Annotated in this window: 8 protein-coding genes; 6 read left to right on the forward strand and 2 right to left on the reverse strand. The window is 67.9% G+C overall.

Translation table 11 applies throughout. The features are described from left to right. The first annotated feature begins 370 nt into the window (after positions 1–370). The 6 genes from IHE47_RS16310 to IHE47_RS16335 all read left to right on the forward strand — a co-directional run bounded on the left by IHE47_RS16310 (position 371) and on the right by IHE47_RS16335 (position 13707). The gene (locus IHE47_RS16310; RefSeq protein ID WP_225562029.1) at positions 371–3307 is read left to right on the forward strand and encodes a TonB-dependent receptor; all 2937 of its coding nucleotides are present in this window, start codon (positions 371–373) and stop codon (positions 3305–3307) included. Positions 3308–3438: 131 nt separating this feature from the next. Next, entirely contained in the window at positions 3439–4956 is a 1518-nt protein-coding gene (locus IHE47_RS16315; protein ID WP_192107802.1) for a tryptophan halogenase family protein, read from the forward strand. Positions 4957–4991: 35 nt separating this feature from the next. Further along, positions 4992–6557, forward strand: coding sequence for an alpha-amylase family glycosyl hydrolase (locus IHE47_RS16320; protein ID WP_192107804.1), 1566 nt, complete (start codon positions 4992–4994; stop codon positions 6555–6557). A 122-nt stretch (positions 6558–6679) separates the two neighbouring features. Next, positions 6680–9106, forward strand: a complete 2427-nt coding sequence (locus IHE47_RS16325; RefSeq protein WP_225562030.1) for a TIM-barrel domain-containing protein — start codon at positions 6680–6682, stop codon at positions 9104–9106. A gap of 156 nt (positions 9107–9262) precedes the next feature. After that, complete coding sequence (locus IHE47_RS16330) at positions 9263–11287, forward strand: glycoside hydrolase family 13 protein (protein WP_225562031.1); 2025 nt, start codon at positions 9263–9265, stop codon at positions 11285–11287. A gap of 236 nt (positions 11288–11523) precedes the next feature. Beyond that, complete coding sequence (locus IHE47_RS16335; RefSeq protein ID WP_192107808.1) at positions 11524–13707, forward strand: Six-hairpin glycosidase-like protein; 2184 nt, start codon at positions 11524–11526, stop codon at positions 13705–13707. Between the two features lie 209 nt (positions 13708–13916). Here the strand turns inward: IHE47_RS16335 and IHE47_RS16340 are convergent, their stop codons facing one another. Both IHE47_RS16340 and IHE47_RS16345 read right to left on the reverse strand, forming a co-directional pair. Next, entirely contained in the window at positions 13917–16802 is a 2886-nt protein-coding gene (locus tag IHE47_RS16340; RefSeq protein WP_192107810.1) for an EAL domain-containing protein, read from the reverse strand. 84 nt (positions 16803–16886) lie between these two features. Then, complete coding sequence (locus IHE47_RS16345) at positions 16887–17951, reverse strand: LacI family DNA-binding transcriptional regulator (RefSeq protein ID WP_192107812.1); 1065 nt, start codon at positions 17949–17951, stop codon at positions 16887–16889. Positions 17952–18059 lie beyond the last annotated feature (108 nt).

Genomic DNA, 18059 nt, shown 5'->3' on the forward strand with positions numbered 1-18059 from the left:
ATGCGCACCCTGCACAGTGCTGCATACGTATTCATGGATGCTGCAGTCGCGTAACCAGGCAAATGAAATAGACGTCCAAACGATTTTAAGCCGGCGATTCGTGCATGCCGGAATGCAGGAACGGCGCGGGCTGGAAGGCGATCGATCGATTCCGCACAAGCGCGATGTTGCGCCGCGACGAAGACGCTCCCGTCGCATCATGAATACGTATGCACGGATCGCTCGCACGGAAAACGCCGCCCTAACATGCAATCACGCGACGGGGGCACGTGGGCGAAAGCCTTTCTCCGATGGACACCATCGATGGATTCGCCAGACGGTACGCGCGACAACGACAACGACCATTTTCGTGGGGAGACGAGACATGTTGATGAAACACAAGCTGCTGGCCATGGCGATCGCGACGGCCTGCTTCGGCGCATGCGCCGTGGCCAACGCCGCCACCGCACCGGCCGCACAGACGCAGGACACGCAGACGTCGCAAGGCACCGCCACCACCAGCACCGACGCCACCTCCGCCCAGAACAAGAAGGACAAGGAGAAGGCGAAGCAGATGCAGGCCGTGCAGGTGAACGGCTTCGTCAGCAGCATCGAGAACTCCACCGCGCTGAAGAAGAACGCCGACACCATCGTCGAGGCGGTCTCGGCCGAGCAGGTCGGCAAGCTGCCCGGCGCCTCCATCGCCGACGCGCTGGGCCGCCTGCCGGGCATCTCCGCGCAGGATGTGGATGGCCGCCCGCAGGTGCTGAACATCCACGGCCTCGGCCCCGACTTCTCCACCGTGCTGGTCAACGGCGGCCAACAGGTCAGCACGAACAACAACCGCGACGTGGCGCTCGACCAGTACCCGTCGAGCTGGTTCGACAACGTGGTGGTGCACCTCTCGCCCGAGGCCGACCTGGTCGGCCAGGGCATGGCCGGCACCACCGACATGCACACCATCCGCCCGCTGGACAAGAGCGGCCCCGAGGCGGCGGTGAACGCCAAGTACATCTGGAACAGCATGTCCCAGCTGTCCCCCGGCGAGGGCACCGGCGTCAGCAACAAGGGCTACAACGTCAACGGCGTGTGGGTCGACCAGTTCGCCGACCACACCTTCGGCGTGACGCTGGGCGTGGACCTGGAGAACAACCCGACGCAGATCGAGCACCAGGCGCCGTGGGGCTACCTGGCCGACAGCAACGGCGACCAGGTGATCGGCGGCTCGAAGAACTACGGCATCACCGACTCGATGAAGCGCAACGGCCTGCTGGCCACCTTCGAGTGGCGGCCGAACGAGCACTACACCAGCACGCTCGACCTCACCTACGACAACTTCAAGGAAACCCAGGTGGCCAAGGGCATGGAGCTGCCGTTCCTGTGGGGCAACGGCGCGATCCAGCCCGGCCCGACCCTGGTGCCCGGCAATGTCGAGAACGGCTTCGTGCAGAGCGGCACCTACCAGAACATCAACCCGGTGATCCGCAACGACTTCAACAGCACCACCGCCCGCGTCTACAACTTCAACTGGGACAACAAGTTCACGATCAACGAAGACTGGTCGATCGACGCCAACGCCAATTACTCGCGCGCCACCCGCCAGGACGTGAACCTGGAAAGCTATTCGGGCACCGGCTACTACGACGCGGCGACCGGCACGCGCGGCCAGCCCGGCAGCTTCGACTTCGCCGAGATGCCCGATGGCATGCTCTACGCCGTCCCTTCGCTCAACTACACCCAGGGCGTGGTGCTGACCGACCCGCAGGCCTGGGGCTCGGGCAGCAACCTGGTGCAGGCGGGCTTCATCAATGCGCCGCACACCGTGGACTGGCTGGCCAACTTCCGCGTCGCGGTGGAACGCGACTTCGACAGCGGCCTGTTCTCCAGCATCAAGTTCGGCCTGTCCGATACCACCCGCACCAAGACCTATGACATCACCCAGGATTTCCTGACCCTGGGCGGCGGCACCCTGAGCGGTGGCAACGCGGTGATGACGGCACCGTTCGGCGGCAGCACCTGCAGCCCGCTGGCGTGGATGGGCATGGGTTCGGAGGAGTGCTACAACCCGTTCAGCCTGATCGACAACGGCACCCTGGTGGAAGTCCCCACCTTCCAGTCATCGCTGCCGCTGCCGCCGAACTGGCGCGTGCATGAGCGCGACCTCAACCCCTACCTGCAGTTCAACCTCGACACCAACCTGGGCGCCGTCACCCTGCGCGGCAACTTCGGCATCCAGGTGGACCACACCAACCAGACCTCGGATGGCGCGCGCGTGGCGCCCGGCAGCTCGCTTACCGGCGGCCAGACCCAGCTGATCCCGGTGACCGGCGGCACCAGCTACACCCGCTACCTGCCCAGCGCCAACCTGATCTTCGGCTTCACCGACAACGACGACCTGCGTGTCAGCGCTGCCCGCACCATGGCCCAGCCGCGCATGGACCAGATGAACGCCAGCCAGAGCGTGAGCGGCAACATCACGAACCTGGCCTCCACCAACCCGAACCAGGCGTTCTTCAGCTCCAACGGCGGCAATGCCGCGCTGCTGCCGACCATGGCCGACAACTACAACATCAGCTACGAGCACTACTTCTCGGGCCCGATCACCGGCGGCTACCAGTGCAACGACGCCGACTCGAAGAGCTCCGACCTGTGCCGCAACGGCGGTGGCGGCGGCTACTTCGCGGTATCGGCCTACTTCCTGAGCTTGCACGACTACATCGACCCGAACGCGTCCTACCTGTACGACTTCAGCGCGTTCATCCCGAACTACCTGACTTCGGCGCAGCAGGCCCAGCTCGGCACACCGTACGGCATCGTCTCCGGCCCGACCAACGACGGCCACGGCTACATCCGCGGCGAAGAGGTCACCCTGAACCTGCCGTTCAACCTGCTCACCCCGGTGCTCGACGGCTTCGGCACCATCCTGACCGGCACCCACAACGACAGCTCGCTGGTGTACGGCGACAATCCCTCGCCGATCACCGTGCCGGGCCTGTCGAAGTGGGTGGCCCACGGCACGCTGTATTACCAGCACAACGGCTTCGAGGCGCGTGTCAGCGACGACTACACCTCCAGCTTCCTGGGCGAGGTGTCGGGCATCAGCGCCTCGCGCATCGAGCAGACGCTGAAGGGCGGCAGCACCTACGACGCGCAGGTGAGCTACACGTTCAGCAGCGGCACCTTCAAGGGCCTGACCCTGATCGCGACGGGCTCCAACCTGTCGAACAAGATCTTCTCCACCTACCAGAACAACGATCCGCGCCAGGTGCTGATCTGGGAACGCTACGGCCGCACCTACACGCTGGGCGCCTCGTACAAGTTCCAGTAAGCGGCAACGCACCAGAACCGCGTGACTCCCCGTGCCCCGCTGCGTGCAAACCAGCGGGGACTTTTTTTCCGCGGGGTCGATACGCGCAAAGAGGTTCCACGGAGGGTGACGGGATCGACTAGGGTGACGAGATGAGTGATACGCGCATTCGACGCCTGGTGATCGTGGGCGGTGGCACCGCCGGCTGGCTGACCGCGGCCCTGCTGGCCCGCGCGCTCGGATCGCAGCTGGAGATCCGGCTGGTGGAATCGGCCGAGATCGGCACCGTCGGCGTCGGCGAGGCAACGATCCCGCAGATCCTGCATGTCAACCGTTTCCTCGGCCTCGACGAGGACGACATGCTGCGTGCCGTGCACGGCACCTTCAAGCTCGGCGTGCAGCTCAACGACTTCGGACGGCTGGGCGACTCCTACCTCCATGCCTTCGGCGACCTGGGCCTGCCGCTGGGCCTGACGCCATTCCACCACTACTGGCTGCGCAGCCGCGGCCGGCCCGCCGCGCAGAGCCTGTGGGCCTATTCGATCAACGCGGCCGCCGCGGCCGCGAACCGCTTCGCACGGCCGGACTCGGCGTCCGGCAATCCGCTTACCAGCATCCGCTACGCCTATCATTTCGACGCTTCGCTGTACGGCCAGTACCTGCGCGAGCACATCAAGCCCGGCGCCGTGCAACGCATCGAGGGCAAGGTGGTCGACGTGCGCCTGCACGCCGAGGACGGCCATATCGAATCGCTGCTGCTGGAGGGCGGCACGACGGTCGAGGGCGACTTCTTCATCGATTGCTCCGGCTTCCGCGGCCTGCTGATCGAAGGCACGCTGAAGACCGGCTACGAGAACTGGCAACACTGGCTGCCCTGCGACCGCGCGCTGGCGGTGGGCAGCGCGCCGGGCGGACCGATGAGGCCCTACACCCAGGCCAGTGCGCGCACCGCGGGCTGGCAATGGCGCATCCCGCTGCAGCACCGCACCGGCAACGGCCACGTGTACTGCAGCCGCTTCGTCAGTGACGACGAGGCCGCCGCGCAGCTGCTGGCGAACCTGGAGACCGAGCCACTGGGCGACCCCCGGCCGCTGCGCTTCGTCACCGGCATGCGCAGGCTGGCATGGAACCGCAATTGCCTCGCATTGGGACTCGCCGCCGGCTTCATGGAACCGCTGGAATCGACCAGCATCCACTTGGTGCAGTCGGGCGTGAACCGCCTGCTGGCGATGTTCCCCGACCGTCATTGCGATACGAAACTGGCGGACGAGTACAACCGCCAGACCCGTTTCGAATACGAGCGTGTGCGCGACTTCCTGATCCTGCACTACAAGGCCACCGAACGCACCGACACGCCGTTCTGGCGGCAGTGCGGCGCGATGGAGGTGCCGCCGGAACTGGCGCGCCGCATCGAGCTGTTCCGGCGCACCAGCATGATCTTCCGCGAAGCCGACGAGCTGTTCGCCGAGACGGGTTGGCTGCAGGTGTTGCTGGGCCAGCACATCGAGCCTGCGCGCCATCACCCGCTGGCCGACGAGCTGGACGAGCGGCAGCTCGACCAATTCCTCGCCGACATCCGCACCGTGGTCGGCCGCACTGCAGACAGGCTGCCGCCGCACCACGAGTTCGTGGCGCGCCACTGCAGCACGCCGACGCCCGTCGAGGCCTGACCGATGCAGGCTGCAATTTCCCCGCAGGAGTCCTCATGAAATTTCCCCGCCGCCTCGCCCTCCTGCTGTCGGTCGCGCTGCTGCCGCCGACGCTGGCCGCCACGCCGGCCGCCACCGGAAAGGCCGCGCAGGCACCCTCCGACACGTACTACGAGATCTTCGTGCGCAGCTGGTACGACACCAACGGCGACGGCATCGGCGACCTCAACGGCGTCACCGCCAAACTCGATTACCTGAAGTCGCTGGGCGTGGACGGCATCTGGCTGATGCCGGTCAACCCCTCGCCCAGCTACCACGGCTACGACATCACCGACTACGAGGCGATCAACCCGCAGTACGGCACGATGGCCGACTTCGAACGGCTGCTGCAGGAGGCGCACAAGCGCGGCATCAAGGTGGTGCTGGACCTGGTGATCAACCACACCAGCGACCAGTCGCCATGGTTCAAGGCCGCGCAGGACCCGCACAGCCCCTACCGCGCCTGGTACGAATGGGCCACGCCGGCCACCGACCTCAAGCAGATCAGCGCCACCGGCGGTGCGCTCTGGCACGCGGCGGCGGGCGGACAGCCGGCTTCAGGACAACATTACCTCGGCGTGTTCACGGCCGAGATGCCCGACCTCAACTACGACAATCCCGCCGTGCGTGCGGAGATGGTGAAGGTGGGCCGCTTCTGGCTGGACAAGGGCGTGGACGGCTTCCGCCTCGACGCCGCACAGCACATCTACGACGACAGCGAAAGCGATATGGACAGCCCGGTCGCGCTGCAGAAGAACCTGGCGTGGTGGCACGAGTTCCACCAGGGCATCGCCGCGTCGAACCCGCATGCGTGGCTGGTGGGCGAAGTGGCGCGGCACAATGAAGACGAGCTGCCGCCGTGGATGGCCTCGCTGGACGCAGTGTTCAACTTCCCGCTCGCCACGCGGCTGATCGACAGTGCCGCGCAGGAGCGCGACCGCGACATCGGCGCCACGCTGGAACGCATGTACGACGCCTTCCGCGCCGCCGCGCATGGCCGCTTCGACGACGCGCCCTTCCTGTCGAACCACGACCAGGAACGCGTGATGAGCCAGCTCGACGGCAATCCGCAGCACATGCGCACCGCCGCCGCGATGCTGCTCACCCTGCCCGGCCATCCCTTCGTCTACTACGGCGAGGAACTGGGCATGCGCGGCGAGAAGCCCGACGAACACCTGCGCGAACCGATGCGCTGGTACCGCGCCGGCAAGGGTCCGGGCGAGACCACCTGGGAAGGCTGGAGCGCGGGCGACGGCGCCGCCGTGTCGGTCGAGGCCGAGCAGGCCGATCCGCACTCGCTGCTCAACTGGTACCGCATGCTGATCCAGTGGCGCCGCGACGTCCCCGCGCTGCGCGAAGGCGCGCTGCACAACTGGCGCGACGCCGGCGAACACGTCGCCGCATGGGAGCTGGACGACGCACAGGGCGACGTGCTGGTGCTGCACAACCTCTCCGGCGAGCCGCAATCGGTGGCCCTGCCCGCGCAACGCTTCCGCACCCTGCTCAGGCACAGCCTGCCCGGCACCACCCTCGCCGACGGCGAGCTGCAACTGCCCGCCTACGGCAGCGCGATCATGAAGTGACGCCATGCGCGTAGAAGCGCACCCCTGTGCGCGATTGCCCTGATGCTTCGATCAGAGCCAAGAGCATTCGCGCACAGGGTGCGCTCCTACGGCAAAACCTTTCCACCATCCGGAGCCGCACGATGACGACACCGAAACTGCACACGCTCGCACTCACCGTGATGCTTGGCCTGGGCCTTGCGCCCGTTGCGCGTGCCGACTTTTACGAGCCCCTGCCGCCCAGGCCCGTGCACGTCGATGCGAATGGCATGGCCTGGACCATGGCCTTCACTGGCCCCCATGCTGCCGAGGTGCCGGTAGCCATCCATCTCGACGACGACGGCATCCTGCACGTGCAATACGGCACGGCGGCGGCCACGCCCGCCCTGGTGCTCGATCCCGCCTACAAGCCGACGCATGCATCGGTGAAAGTGTCCGAGACGGACGACACCGTGACGATGAGCTCCGACCGGCTCACCGCGACATGGAACAAGCAGAAGGCCACGCTGCGCGTGGACGACGCCAATGGGCACCCATTGCTGACGCTTCATCCGCTCGGCGCGGCGATCGGCAAGGTCTCGCTGATGCACGCCAGCGACGACCCGATGTACGGCATCGGCGGCTACGACGCTTTCGAGAAGAACACCAGCGCCGGCCTGCTGCGCAAGGGCAGGCAGGTGGCGAAGGCCGGCGAGCAGGGCCACCCCGGCGCGCCCTTCGTGTGGAGTACCGCGGGCTATGGCGTGCTGTTCGCCAGTGACCGGAACGTGGACTTCGACGAGACCCTGCCGACCGGCCATCCCGATGCCGACCCGCACCTCGCGCGCCTCGACATTGCCGAGGAAACCATCGGAAGACCGGCGAATCCTTCGATGGATTTCTACATCCTTGTCGGCACGCCGCCGCAATTGATGGGCGAACTCGCCGACCTCAGCGGCCACGCACAGCTGTTCCCGAAGTGGGCCAACGGCTTCATCAACAGCCAGTGGGGCATCGACGAAAAGGAATTCCGCGACATCGTCGCCGCCTACCGCGCCAGGCACATCCCCATCGACGCCTTCACCTTCGACTTCGACTGGAAGGACTGGGGCAAGGACTGGGGCGAGTATCGCTGGAACGCCGCGAAATTCCCCGACGGCCCCACCGGCAAGCTCAAGGCCGACATGGATGCACTGGGCATCCACATGACCGGCATCATGAAGCCGCGCGTGCACGTGGATACCGAGGAAGGCCGCTACGCCACCGCGCACGACCTCTGGCTGCCCGGCGAGAAGGCCAGCCCCGACTACTTCTCGCACCTGCCGGTGAAGGACATCGACTTCGACAAGCCGGAGGCGCGCGCGTGGTGGTTCAACCCGGACCTGCAGCACAGCTTCGACACCGGCATCGTCGGCTTCTGGAACGACGAGGCCGACACCACCAAGAGCAACACGCAGTTCCTCAACATGCAGCGCGCCACCTACGACGGCCAGCGCGCACACTCGAAGCTGCGCGTGTGGTCGATCAACCGCAACTTCTGGCTGGGTTCGCAACGCTACGCCTACGGCCTGTGGTCGGGTGACATCCCCACCGGCTGGGCCAGCATGGCCGGCCAGCGCGAGCGCATGCTCAGCGCCATCGACACGGGCGTGACGCAATGGGGCATGGACGGCGGCGGCTTCCATGGCCATCCCTCGGACGAGAACTATGCGCGCTGGATCGAGTTCGCCGCGTTCGTGCCGATCTTCCGCGTGCACGGCGACGACAACGAGAAGCGCCAGCCGTGGCGCTACGGCCCGGTGGCCGAAGCCGCGGCCGCCAAGGCGATCCGCCTGCGCTACAGCCTGTTGCCCTACATCTACGCCTACCAGCATCGCGCCAGCACGCAGGGCCTGGGCCTGGTGCAGCCGCTGGCCTTCGCGTGGCCGGACGACGCGAAGCTGCGCAACGACGTCGATGCCTGGCTGTTCGGCGACTGGCTGCTGGTGTCGCCGGTGGTCGCGCAAGGCCAGACCAGCAAGCAGGTCTACCTGCCCGCGGGCACGTGGACGGACTGGTCCAGCGGCAAGACCTGGCAGGGCGGCCAGACCATCACCGTCGCCACGGACGCGAAGCAGTGGGACGACATCCCGCTGTTCATCCGCGAGGGCGCGATCATCCCCACCCAGGCGGTGATGGACTGGACCACCGAGCACCCGGTGACGACCGTGGACGTGGACGTGTTCCCGTCCGCGCAGGCCACCCACTTCGACTATTACGACGACGACGGCGCGAGCTACGACTATGCGCAGGGCGCGTACTTCCTGCAGCGCCTCGCCACGCAGCGCGCGGGCGACACGGTGAGCTTCAGCACCGCGGCGGCCGAGGGCAGCTACCACCCCGCGCTGCACGGCTATCTGGTGCGCGTGCACGGCCTTGCCGCCGCCGCCGTGGATGGCCCGCTGCAGTACTACGCCACGCCCGCCGCGCTCGAAGCCGCCGGCGGCGAGGGCTGGAGCACGGGCAGCGACCGCTACGGCACGTTCACCGTGCTCAAGCTCGATGCGGGCGCGGCACGCAACGTGACGCTGCACGCGGGCCCCGCGCACTGAATCGCGACTGGCGCCGCGCAATGGCTGCGCGGCGCAGGGAGTCCGTTGCCAGGCATGGCCTCGAACACCGCCACGCGGCAGTCATCGGGACGGGGGCCCGGCCGGCGCGACGGTATCCATTCCATTCGATACGGAGGGGTTCCGATGATTCATCCGATGCAACACCACCGCCGCGGTTCGCGCAGGCTGCCGCTCGCCCTGTGCATGGCACTGGCCTTGTCCGGGGCGTCGCTCTGGAGCAATGCCGCGCGCGCCGCCAGCAACGACAACAACGTGGAGTGGGCCGGCCTGTTCCACGACCAGGGTCCGGTCTACGACAGTGCCCCCGAACCCACGGCGAGCACGCCGGTGACGCTGACGTTCCGCACTTTCAAGGGCGACATCACCAGCGCCAACATCAAGTACTACGACAGCGCCGACGGCCAGTATCACTGGGTGGCGATGCAATGGGTGGCCAACGACGCCACCGGCACCTACGACCTGTGGCAGGGCACCATCCCCGCCAGCCCGTCGGAGAAGTACTACCGCTTCCAGATCAACGACGGCAGCGCCACCGCCTGGTACAACGCGGCGGGCATCTATGGCAGCGAACCGTCGTCCGGCGACTTCTTCATCATCCCGGGCTTCAAGACGCCGGACTGGATGAAGAACGGCGTGATCTACCAGGTCTTCCCCGACCGCTTCTACGACGGCGACACCAGCAACGACGTCACCAACGGCGAGTACACCTATGCCGGCTGCGCCACCGAGCAGCACGCCTGGGGCAGCAGCGTCACCGCCAACGTCAGCGGCTGCAACAGCGAGGTGTTCTTCGGCGGCGACCTCGCCGGCGTCGACCAGAAACTGGGCTACATCAAGGGCACGCTGGGCGCCGACATCGTCTACCTGAACCCGATCTTCTCCTCACCGACCAACCACAAGTACGACACCCAGAACTACTACACCGTCGACCCGGCCTTCGGCAGCAACGCCACGCTGCAGCAGCTGATCGGCGACATCCACAGCGCCAGCAACGGCCCGGCCGGCTATATCATCCTGGACGGCGTGTTCAACCACAGCGGCGACAGCAACTGCTGGTTCGGCGCACAGACCTACGACTCGATCGCCTGCCCGCAACCGGGCGCCTACCAGTCGCAGTCCAGCCCCTACTACAGCTACTACACGTTCCAGACCTGGCCCGGCACCTATTCCACCTTCTTCGGCATTTCCAGCATGCCCAAGCTGGACTACGGCGCCAGCGGCTCGGCCACGCGCAACCAGATCTACGGCAATTCGGGTTCGGTGGTGCAGACCTACCTGGAGCAGCCCTACGGCATCGACGGCTGGCGGCTGGATGCGGCGCAGTACCTCGACGCCGGCGGCAACAACGGCAGCGACGCCACCAACCACCAGATCATGCAGGAGCTGCGCACGGCGGTGAAGTCGGTGAACCCGAACGCCGACATCGTGGGCGAATACTGGGGCGACGCCTCGTCCTGGCTGGACGACGGCGCCGAGTGGGACGGCGCGATGAACTACAACGGCTTCACCCAGCCGGCGTCGGAATGGATCTGCGGCGTGGACGAGAGCGGCAACAGCGCCTCGCTGGCCCCCAGCGGGCTCGACAGCTGGCTGCTCGGCACGCGCGCCGACCTGCCGATCGACGTGCAGCAGACCATGACCAACTTCCTGGGCAGCCACGACACCGAGCGCTTCGCCACCCGCTGCGGCGGCGACATCTGGAAGACCTACCTCGGCCTGATCTTCCAGATGACCTACGTGGGCACGCCCACGATCTACTACGGCGACGAATACGGCATGCAGGGCGGCGCCGACCCGGACAACCGCCGCACCTTCGACTGGACCCAGGCCACCACCAGCAACACCGCGGTGGCGCTGACGCAGCAGCTGATCCGCATCCGCAACGAATACCCCGCGCTGCGCACCGGCTCGTTCATGACCCTGCTCACCGACGACACCAACGACATCTACGCGTTCGCCCGCTTCGACAGGACCAACCGCATCGCCGTGGTGCTCAACGGCACCGGCAACACCGAAACGGTAACGGTGCCGGTGTACGAAGAGAGCATGACCAACGGCAGCCAGGTCACCGACCTGCTCACCGGAACCAGGTACACGGTCAGCAACGGCAATGTCACGGTAAGCGTGGAAGGGCACTACGGCGCGATCCTCGCGCAGTGAGGCACGCGCCCCGTCCGCCTGTCCGGCGGATGGGGCGTATTCATCGGGAAGGCAGGCCTCTCCGGTCCCGCATGCGCGTAGACTGGCTGCCGGCTGCGCGCATCGCGGCGGCAAGGGTTGCCTGCCAGCCGGATGGAGGGAAACGACTGCGACAGCGACGGCTCGATCCGCACTCCACGACACACCCGCGGTTCGGCAAGATGGTGCCGGCGTCCCACAGTTCACGGATATATCGCATGAGTATTTTCAGCAGCGTGATGATGGCCTTGACCGCCGGCGCCCACGGGCCGATGTGGCACGACAGCCTGCAGTGGCGCAACCAGACGGCCAGCATCGAGATGCAGGCCGGCGGCGGCTTCCTGCTGCATGCGGCGCACGACACGCGCCGGATCCCCGCGCCGCCGTACGCGGTGCAGACCGCCAGCCCGCTGTTCGACGGCCTGTACGCGATGGCGCAGGACGACCTGCGGCAGGATTCCGTCAACGCGATCCGCGACGGCGCCTACGACCACGACCAGCCGATCCCCTGTGATTGCTTCGCCACCGGCGAGAAGTGGCCCTATGTGTGGACGCGCGACCTGTCGTTCTCGGTGGACCTCGGCCTGTGGCGCTACGACGCCGCGCGCTCGCGCAACGGCCTGCGCTTCAAGCTCTCCGGCATCCGCGCGAACGATGTGCCGAAAGACCCTGCCCTCGAAGGACCCGTCGTCATGCAGGACACCGGCTCGGGCGGCAGCTGGCCGGTGAGCACGGACCGCGTGGCATGGTTCCTCGCCGCGCGCCACCTGCTCGACGACGGCACCTTCGCCAGCGACACCTGGCAGGCGCTCACCAACACGCTGGCGCAGGACCGCCAGTACGTGTTCGACGCAGACATGGGCCTGTACCGCGGCGAGACCTCCTTCCTCGACTGGCGCGAGCAGAGCTATCCCGCGTGGACGCAGGACGACGTGGTGTTCATCGCGCAATCGTTCGCGCTGTCCACCAACGTGCTGCACTACCAGGCGCTGCAGCTCGCCGCCCGCCTGGCGGGGGAGCGCCACGACGCGCGCGCGGCCGACTACCAGGCACAGGCCGATGCACTGAAGGCCGCGATCAACGCGCATTTCTGGCGCGCCGACCGCGGCATGTACATGAGCTACATCGGCGGCGACGGCGCGCCCTTCGACACCTACGACCTGCTCGGCATCGCGCTGGCCATCGACAGCGGCGTGGCCGACGGCGACCGCGCGCGGCAGGCGCTGGCGAACTACCCGGCATGGCCCGCCGGCAGCCCGGTGATCTGGCCCGAGCGCACCGACCAGCCGATCTACCACAACCGCGCGATCTGGCCGTTCGTGAGCGCCTACGCGCTGCGCGCCGCGCGCAAGCTCAACGACCCGGAGCACATCGCGTTCGAGATCGCCTCGGTGATGCGCGGCGCCGCGCTGGCCGGCTCCAACATGGAGAACTACGAGCTGACCACCGAAGCCCCGCACGTGGACGACGGCAGGCTCAGCGGCCCGGTGGTGGATTCGCCGCGCCAGCTGTGGTCGGTGGCCGCCTACCTCGCGGTGGTGGGCGAGGGCGTGTTCGGCCTCGAGAACGATGGCAGCATCCAGCCCAAGCTGCCCGTGTCGCTGGTGCCCATGCTGTTCGGCAAGAAGGACTCGATCAGCCTGCAGCTGCCCGGCAGGCGCATCACCCTGAAGCTCCCGAAGAAGCTGGACGGCAACCTGCTGGTGGCCGGCGACACCGCGCAACGCGGCGACGAGAGCGTGGTGCAGCTGATGGCGATCAAGGTGCCCGTGCTGGGCGTGCGCAGCACGGTGCCGCCGTTCGCGCCGTCGGCGCCCGCGGCGCCGCAGGTGACGCGCGACGGCGCGGACTGGCAGGTGCGCAGCGCGGCGCCCGGCGTGCTCTACCTCAACGGCAAGCCGGTGGGGCCCATCGAGGGCAAGCTCGCGGTTCCCGCGACGGACGCGCTGCAATGCTTCAGCCTCACGCAGACCGGCGCCGGCGGGCTGGAGTCGCTGCACGGCCCGTCGCAGTGCGAGGGTCCGTTCGTCCGCGTCGATGGCGCATGGCCGCGCGCGTGGGTCGCGCCCGCCGCCGGCAACTACCAGGTGGCGCTGGACTATCGCAACGACCACGGCCCGATCAACACCGGCATCACCGCCGCGGTGAAGATGCTCGCGATCCGCTGCGATGGCGGCGCGGAGCAACGCGTACCCGTGGTGATGCCGCACAGCGTGGGCGAGGAGCTCTCCACCACCGCGCGATTCACCGCCGATGCAGGCGCGCATTGCAGCTTCGCGCTGGACGACGGCTTCAACATGAGCTACCTCGCGCACAACGCGCATTACACCGGCGGCACGGGCGGCAGCGCCCCGTTGAACGATGCCGACGTCGGCGCGCTGCGCATCGTGCCGCTGCCCTGACTATTCCCCTCTCCCACTTGTGGGAGAGGGTGCCCGACCTGCAGGGGCAGGATGCCCCTGCGGAACAGCGAAGCTGGCCCCGCAGGGGCGAGCGGCAAGGACGGCGCGAGTAAGGGCGGGAGAGGGCCCGGGCGGAGCGCGGTGCCGAGGCAACTTCACGCCCTCTCACCCAGCCCCTCTCCCGCAAGCGGGAGAGGGGAGACGACACATCAGGCGAGCGACGAATCCCGCACGCCGACGAAGTAACGCTCGGCGTCCATCACGGGTAGCGGGGTGCCGAGGACGTAGCCCTGCAGTTCGTCGCAACCCAGGCCGGCGAGGAAGGCGGCCTGCGCCTGCGTCTCCACGCCCTCGGCCGACACCAGCATGCCCAGCTGGTGGCCCAGTTCGATGATGGTCTGCACGATGGCGCCATCGTCCTCGTCGTCGGGCAGGCAGCGCACGAAACTCTGGTCGATCTTCAGCTTGTCGATCGGGAACTGCTTGAGGTACGCGAGGCTGGAATAGCCGGTGCCGAAGTCGTCCAGCGACAGCTGCACGCCCAGCGACTTGAGGCCCGCCAGCGTCGTGCGGATGCGCGCCACGTTCTCCATCAGCGCACTCTCGGTCATCTCGATGTCCAGCATCGACGCCGGCACGGCGTAGCGCTGCAGCGCCTCGGCCACCTGCGCGACCAGGTGCGGGTGCTGCACCTGCTGCGCAGAAACGTTCACCGCGATGGTGAAGCCGCGGTGGCCGCGGTCCAGCCATTCGCGCATCTGCCGCGCGGCCTGCGCGAACACCCAGCCGCCGATCTCCGGCATCAGGCCCAGCGCCTCGGCCACCGGGATGAAGCGCGCCGGCGGGACCTGCCCCAGTTCGCCGCAATTCCAGCGCAGCAGCCCCTCGTAGCCGGTCAGCGCATGATCGAGCGCGCGGTACTGCGGCTGGTAATAGAGCACCAGCTCGTCGTTGCGCAACGCGTCGCGCAGGCGACGGCCCAGGATCACGCGTTCGTCCAGCGCGCGCTTCTGCGCCACGCTGAACTCGCCGACGCGGTCGCGGCCATCGCGCTTGGCCTGCATCATCGCCGCCTCCGCCCCGCGCAGCAGCGCCGTCGGCGTGTTGCCGTGCACCGGCGCGTGGCTGATGCCGACGCTGGCGGTGAGCAGCAGGCGGTAGTCCTGGCCCTCGATGGGGCGCGCCACTTCCGCGCGCAGGCGTTCGACCAGGGCCAGCACTTCCTCGTGGCTCATGCCCGCCATCGCCATGGCGAACTTGTCGCCGGCGGTGCGCGTGACCAGCCATCGCGCGTCCAGCGTGGCGCGCAGGCGGTCGGCCACGCGGCGCAGCACGTCGTCGCCGATCACGTGACCCACCGATTCGTTGACCACCTGGAAGCGGTCGAGGCCGATCACCACTACCCATGCCTCGCTCCACGGGTTGTCCAGCAGGCGCGCCAGCGCCTCCTCCAGCAGCGCACGGCGCGGCAGGCCCGAGACCGGATCGTGGCTGGCGGCGTGGATCAGTTTCTGCTCGACCTGGCGGCGCTCGGTGATGTCGCGCGCCACGGCATAGAGCAGGCCATCCGACGTGGCGAACGAAGTCCATTCCAGCAGGTGCTCGCTGCCGTCCTTCGCCACGCAGCAGTTGAGGAACTCGCGCGTCTGCCCCGGCTCCACCGTGGCCGGGATCACCTCCGACGACTCGTCGCCTGGCAGCGTCCGCAGGAACTGCCGGTAACCGAGCGCTTTCAATTCGTCCGTGCCGTAACCGGTGAGCCGCTGCAGGAAGGGGTTGAACTGCACCAGGTGCTCGCTGCCCGGGTCGAGGATGCAGAAGATTTCCTGCGACATCTCGAAGAAGCGGTCGCGCTCGCGCAGGCGGCCGAGCAATCGCGCGCTTTCGATGGCGATACCGGCGAGCGGGACCAGGCGGTCGATGCTCGCCAGTTCGTCCGGCCGCGGCTCGCGCGGCTCGCGGTAATACACCGCGAACGTGCCGAGTACCTCGCCGTGGCTGCCGGGTATCACCGTCGACCAGCAGGCGCGCAGACCGTGCGCCATCGCCAGCTCGCGGTAATCCGTCCAGTAGGGATGCGTGGCGATGTCCACCACCACCACGCGCTGGCCGCTCCATGCCGCCGTGCCGCAGGAACCGCGCGCCTCGCCGATCTCCAGCCCATGCACGGCCCTGGCGTAAGCCTCCGGCAGGCTGGGCGCGGCGCCGTGCAACAGGCGCCGGCCGTCGAGCAGCAGCAGCGAGCACTGCGAACCCGGGTTCATCGCCTCGTGCTGGCGCGCGATGCGTTCGAGGCTTGCCGCCAGCGGCTGCTGCGCGACGATGTCGAGCAGGATCTCGTGCAAGCCGACGGCCATGCGCTCCTCGCGCTTGCGCGCGGTGATGTCCTGGCAGACGCCCAGCATGCGCACCGCGCGGCCGTCCGCGTCGGCCTCCACCACGCCGCGGCTGTTCAGCACGCGTTCGTCGCCATCCGGCCGCACGATGCGTTCCTCGAACTCGAACGCGGCGCAATCGTGCAATGCCTGCCGGATGATGCCGAGCACCCGCTCGCGGTCGTCCGCATGCACCCGCGCCAGGTAGGCCTCGAAGGTGGCCTCATGCTGCGCGGGATCCACGCCATAGATGCGGTACAGCTCATCCGACCACGCGACGCGGTTGGCGGCGACATCCCAGCTCCAGTTGCCCACGTGCATCAGTTGCTGGGCCTGCTCCATCAGCCGCTGCTGCGTCTGCAGCCGCAACTCCTCGCGCTTGCGCGCGTCGATGTCCTGGAACAGCACCGTGAGCCCGTCGGGCGCGGGGTAGGCCCGGCTGGCGAACCAGCGGCCGAGCGGTGCGAACCACGCCTCGACCGTGCATGGCCGCTGCTCGGCCATGGCCCGTTCGTAGGCCTCGCGGAACGGCCTGGTGGCTTCCTCCGGGAACCCCGCCCAGGCGTACTCGCCCAGCAACTCCCCGGCGCTGCGGCCGAGGACCCTGGCGGCCGCCTCGTTGACGTAGGTGTAGCGCCAGTCTGCGTCCAGCGCCACGTACGCTTCGGCGATGCGCTCGAAGACATGGCTGGACACGGATTCGTACTGGCGGCTCTCCATGGATCGCATTGCCCCTGTGCAGTGCTCCCGATGCAGGTGGTGCAGGTTATGCCAGTCCCTGCATCGCCACAACGTGAGTATCGCTCACGGATCGCGCAATATCTTGTGGAGCCCCGACTCCGGCTCCGGCCGCAGGCTGGATCGCCGTACCTTCAGCTGCGCCGGCAGCATCGCGCTTTCGGCGCCCTCGCCGTCGATCTGCCGCACCAGCTGCTCCACCAGCACCTCGCCGGCCTTGCCGGTGTCCTGCCGCACCGTGGTGAGCGAGGGATTGATGAAGCTGGCCATGGGGATGTCGTCGAAGCCCGCCAGCGCCACGTTGCCCGGCACCGACAGGCCGCGCTCGTTCAGCGCGCGCAGGGCGCCGATGGCGATCAGGTCGCTGGCGCCGAATATCGCGTCGAACTGCTCGCCGCGCTCGAGCAGCAGCTCGGCGGCCTCGTAACCGGCGCGCTCGGTGGTCTCGGCGTCGGCCTGCAGGGCCTCGTCCACGCGCAGGCCGCCCTCGCGCAACGCCGCCGCATAGCCGCGGTAGCGCTCGTGGAACTCGGGATAATGCGGCGTGGCGTCGCCGAGGAAGGCGATCCGCCGGCACCCCTGTTCGATCAGGTGCTGGGTGGCCAGCCGCCCGCCCGCGAAGTTGTCGCAACCGATGGAAACGCCCGGCTGGCCGGGCAGCACCGCGCCCCAGCGCACGAAGCGCGTGCCCTGCGCCACCAGCTTCTCCAGCTTGTCGCGGTGCGACTGGTAGTCGCCGTAGCCGAGCAGGATCAGGCCGTCGGCCTTCTGGCTGCCCGCGAAGTCGGCATGCCAGTCGCGCGAGAACTGCTGGAACGAGATCAGCAGGTCGTAGCCCCGCTGCGCGCTGGCACGGGTGATCGAGCCCAGCATCGACAGGAAGAACGGGTTGATGTGCGAGTCGTCCGCGGTGGGGTCCTCGAACAGCAGCAAGGCCAGCGTGCCGGTGTGCTGGCGGCGCAGGTTGGAGGCGTTCTTGTCCACCTTGTAGTTCAGCGTGTCGGCCGCCGACTGGATGCGCAACCGCGTCTCCTCGCTCACCAGCGGACTGCCGCGCAGCGCCCGCGACACCGTGGACTGCGAGACCCCGGCGAGGTGTGCGATGTCGAACGATGTGGCCTTTCCCTTCATCCGCGACCCAAGGCTGCGTGGCGTCCCGCCATCGTAGCAGGCGACGGATTCGGCCATGGCGATGGCACGGGCACCGCGTTCCGGCGCCGCGTGCCATCCCCTAAACTC

It is taken from the genome of Rhodanobacter sp. DHB23, from assembly GCF_014842975.1.
In the GTDB taxonomy this organism is placed as follows: domain Bacteria; phylum Pseudomonadota; class Gammaproteobacteria; order Xanthomonadales; family Rhodanobacteraceae; genus Rhodanobacter_A.

Bases quoted from the DNA above. Each gene is read 5' to 3' on its own strand.
- IHE47_RS16315 (WP_192107802.1), top strand. From the start codon at position 3,439: ATGAGTGATACGCGCATTCGACGCCTGGTGATCGTGGGCGGTGGCACC.
- IHE47_RS16320 (WP_192107804.1), top strand. From the start codon at position 4,992: ATGAAATTTCCCCGCCGCCTCGCCCTCCTGCTGTCGGTCGCGCTGCTG.
- IHE47_RS16345 (WP_192107812.1), bottom strand. From the start codon at position 17,951: ATGAAGGGAAAGGCCACATCGTTCGACATCGCACACCTCGCCGGGGTC.
- IHE47_RS16340 (WP_192107810.1), bottom strand. From the start codon at position 16,802: ATGGAGAGCCGCCAGTACGAATCCGTGTCCAGCCATGTCTTCGAGCGC.
- IHE47_RS16335 (WP_192107808.1), top strand. From the start codon at position 11,524: ATGAGTATTTTCAGCAGCGTGATGATGGCCTTGACCGCCGGCGCCCAC.
- IHE47_RS16330 (WP_225562031.1), top strand. From the start codon at position 9,263: ATGCAACACCACCGCCGCGGTTCGCGCAGGCTGCCGCTCGCCCTGTGC.
- IHE47_RS16325 (WP_225562030.1), top strand. From the start codon at position 6,680: ATGACGACACCGAAACTGCACACGCTCGCACTCACCGTGATGCTTGGC.
- IHE47_RS16310 (WP_225562029.1), top strand. From the start codon at position 371: ATGAAACACAAGCTGCTGGCCATGGCGATCGCGACGGCCTGCTTCGGC.